Origin of the sequence: Streptomyces sp. XM83C (assembly GCF_023072675.1) — a bacterium.
Taxonomy (GTDB): domain Bacteria; phylum Actinomycetota; class Actinomycetes; order Streptomycetales; family Streptomycetaceae; genus Streptomyces; species Streptomyces thermocoprophilus.
The window spans coordinates 1-2,464 of the sequence record NZ_JALLGL010000501.1; the positions used below are offsets into that span (position 1 = coordinate 1).

Here is a 2,464-nt window from a genome sequence, read left to right on the forward strand (position 1 = left end):
GGTCCGGGGCGGGGTCGCCGTGGGAGCCGGTGCCGGGCTCGGGGCCGGTGTCGGGGTCGCCGTGGGAGCCGGTGCCGGGCTCGGGGCCGGTGTCGGGGTCGCCGTGGGAGCCGGTGCCGGGCTGCCCCTCCCCTGTCCCGTCATCAGGCCGCACTCTCGTTCTCCCGCCGACACGTCCCGACACGTACCGTTCGATCCATACCGTTGCGCTCGGATGCGTTTCGTTCCGTCCGTCCAGGGTTCCCGCAGCGGCGGCGGCGGGCGAGCGGGGAGGGCCGAGCGGATGACGTACAGGCGCACCCAGGGGAGAGGGTGGAACGCAGCGGAAGACGGTGGAACGCACCAAGGGCCGGAAACCTTTCGGCTTCCGGCCCTCGGCCTTCAGTAGCGGGGACAGGATTTGAACCTGCGACCTCTGGGTTATGAGCCCAGCGAGCTACCGAGCTGCTCCACCCCGCGTCGGTAGTCACCAGTGTACGCCATGCGCGGGACTGGTTGCGAACGGGTTATCGCCGGGGTGCCGCGGCGGCCCGCAGCGGAGGCGCCGCCAGCTCGGCGAGCGGCAGGGTGTGCTGCGTCTGGAGGACCTTGGCGCGCAGATAGCGGACGTTGTGCGAGGTGGTGAAGACGCCGGTCGGGACCCTGTCGCGCACGTCGATGCCGAGGGCGCGGAGCTGGGCGGCCTTGTCGGGGTTGTTGGACAGCAGGTCGAGCCGGTCGATGCCGAGGGCGCGGAGCATCTGGGCGGCGGCGGTGTAGTCGCGGTCGTCCTCGGGGAGGCCGAGGGCGGCGTTGGCCTCGTAGGTGTCGAGGCCCTCGTCCTGGAGGGCGTACGCGTCGAGCTTGTTGTAGAGGCCGATGCCGCGACCCTCCTGGCGGAGGTAGAGCAGGACGCCGCCGTGTTCGGCGATGCGTTCGACGGCCTCACGGAGCTGGGGGCCGCAGTCGCAACGGGCGGAGCCGAAGACGTCGCCGGTCAGGCATTCGGAGTGGAGCCGCACGAGCGGCACGGCGTCGGGGCCGGCGGGTTCTCCGAGAACGACGGCGAGGTGTTCCTCTCCGTCGGCGAGGCCGTGGAAGGTGACGAGATCGGCGTCGACGCGATAGCCGTCACCGAAGCACAGCGGGACCCGGACGCGGGCGCGCTGCGTGGCGGCGGGGACGACGGGAGTGTCGGCCATGCGGGTCCTCCGGAGTGTCGCACTTTGCTTCAGATTTGAAGCAGCAGCCTGCGACTCACCGTAGCCCGTGCTTCAAACTTGAAGCAATAAATGTGCCGCAGATCACCGGCAGGGCCACAGGGCCGTCATGAGCAGGGGGAGGACCGGCGCCGCCAGGGCACGTCATCGGCGGCGGGACGCGCCCCGTCCCCACCCTCCAGCGCCCGGGCGATCCGCCCGCAGATCTCCTCCAGCTGCCCGACCTGCTCGGCGTCGAGGTGGTCGAAGAGCGAGGCGCGTACGGTCTCCACATGGCCGGGCGCCGCCCGCTCCACCTCGGCCATGCCCTCGTCGGTCAGTACGGCGATGCTGCCCCGCTTGTCCCAACGGCAGCTCTCGCGCCGCACCAGCCCGTCCTTCTCCAGCCGGTTCACGGCGTAGGTGAGCCGGCTGCGGGTGATCTTCAGGGCTTCCGCGAGGTCGGTCATCCGCAGCTGCCGTTCCGGCGCCTCGGAGAGAGTGGAGAGGATGGAGTAGTAAAGGTGGGGCATGCCGGCGTCCTGCTGGAGCTGCCGGTCGAGCGCGTCCTCCAGGAGGTGCGTCGCGGCGATGTAGGCGCGCCAGGCGCGCTGCTCCTCGGGCGTGAGCCAGCGGGTCGTCATGCCGCCAGTGTAGTTTTGTTTCAAACTTGAACCAAGATGATCTGCGGGGTACGCCGCCCCGCGGGCCGCCGTGGGAGTGGAGCGCGCCGATGCCGTACCCGTACGTCCTGCTGTCCGCCGCCGTCTCCCTGGACGGCTGTCTGGACGACACCGGCCCCGAGCGCCTGCTGCTCTCCAGCCCCGCCGACTTCGACAGGGTCGACGAGGTACGGGCCGCGTCGGACGCCATCCTCATCGGCGCCGGCACGATCCGCGCCGACAACCCGCGCCTGCTGGTCAACTCCGAGAAGCGCCGCGCCGCCAGGGTCGCGGCGGGCCGCCCCGAGTACCCCCTCAAAGTGGCGGTCTCGGCATCCGGCGACCTGGACCCGACGGCGAATTTCTGGCACACGGGCGGCGACAAGATCCTCTGCACGACCGACCGGGGCGCCGCCCGCGCCTCCACCCTCGGCATCACCCAGCACGCGACAGTGGTCCCCCTGGGCCCGCACCTGAACTGGCCGGACCTCCTGGAACACCTGCACGACACACGAGGCGTACGCCGGCTCATGGTCGAGGGCGGAGGCACGATCCACACCCAGCTCCTCCAGCAGGAACTGGCCGACGAACTCCATCTGGTCCTCGCCCCGCTCCTGGTCGGCG

The 2,464-nt window shown here is 71.0% G+C and carries 3 protein-coding genes and 1 tRNA gene; 1 reads left to right on the forward strand and 3 read right to left on the reverse strand.

Annotated features, from left to right (window positions below):
* Nucleotides 1-385: 385 nt before the first annotated feature.
* From MTQ10_RS29735 to MTQ10_RS29745, 3 genes are all read right to left on the reverse strand, one after another.
* Nucleotides 386-459: transfer RNA gene (locus MTQ10_RS29735), tRNA-Met, on the reverse strand.
* Nucleotides 460-506: 47 nt separating this feature from the next.
* Nucleotides 507-1,181, reverse strand: coding sequence for a GTP cyclohydrolase II (locus MTQ10_RS29740; protein ID WP_247473568.1), 675 nt, complete (start codon nt 1,179-1,181; stop codon nt 507-509).
* A 125-nt stretch (nt 1,182-1,306) separates the two neighbouring features.
* Complete coding sequence (locus MTQ10_RS29745; protein WP_247473571.1) at nt 1,307-1,822, reverse strand: MarR family winged helix-turn-helix transcriptional regulator; 516 nt, start codon at nt 1,820-1,822, stop codon at nt 1,307-1,309.
* An 89-nt stretch (nt 1,823-1,911) separates the two neighbouring features.
* On the opposite strand from MTQ10_RS29745, the gene MTQ10_RS29750 reads away from it, so the two are divergent.
* Nucleotides 1,912-2,464: RibD family protein (locus MTQ10_RS29750; RefSeq protein ID WP_247473575.1), on the forward strand; the 553-nt coding region annotated here is incomplete at its 3' end.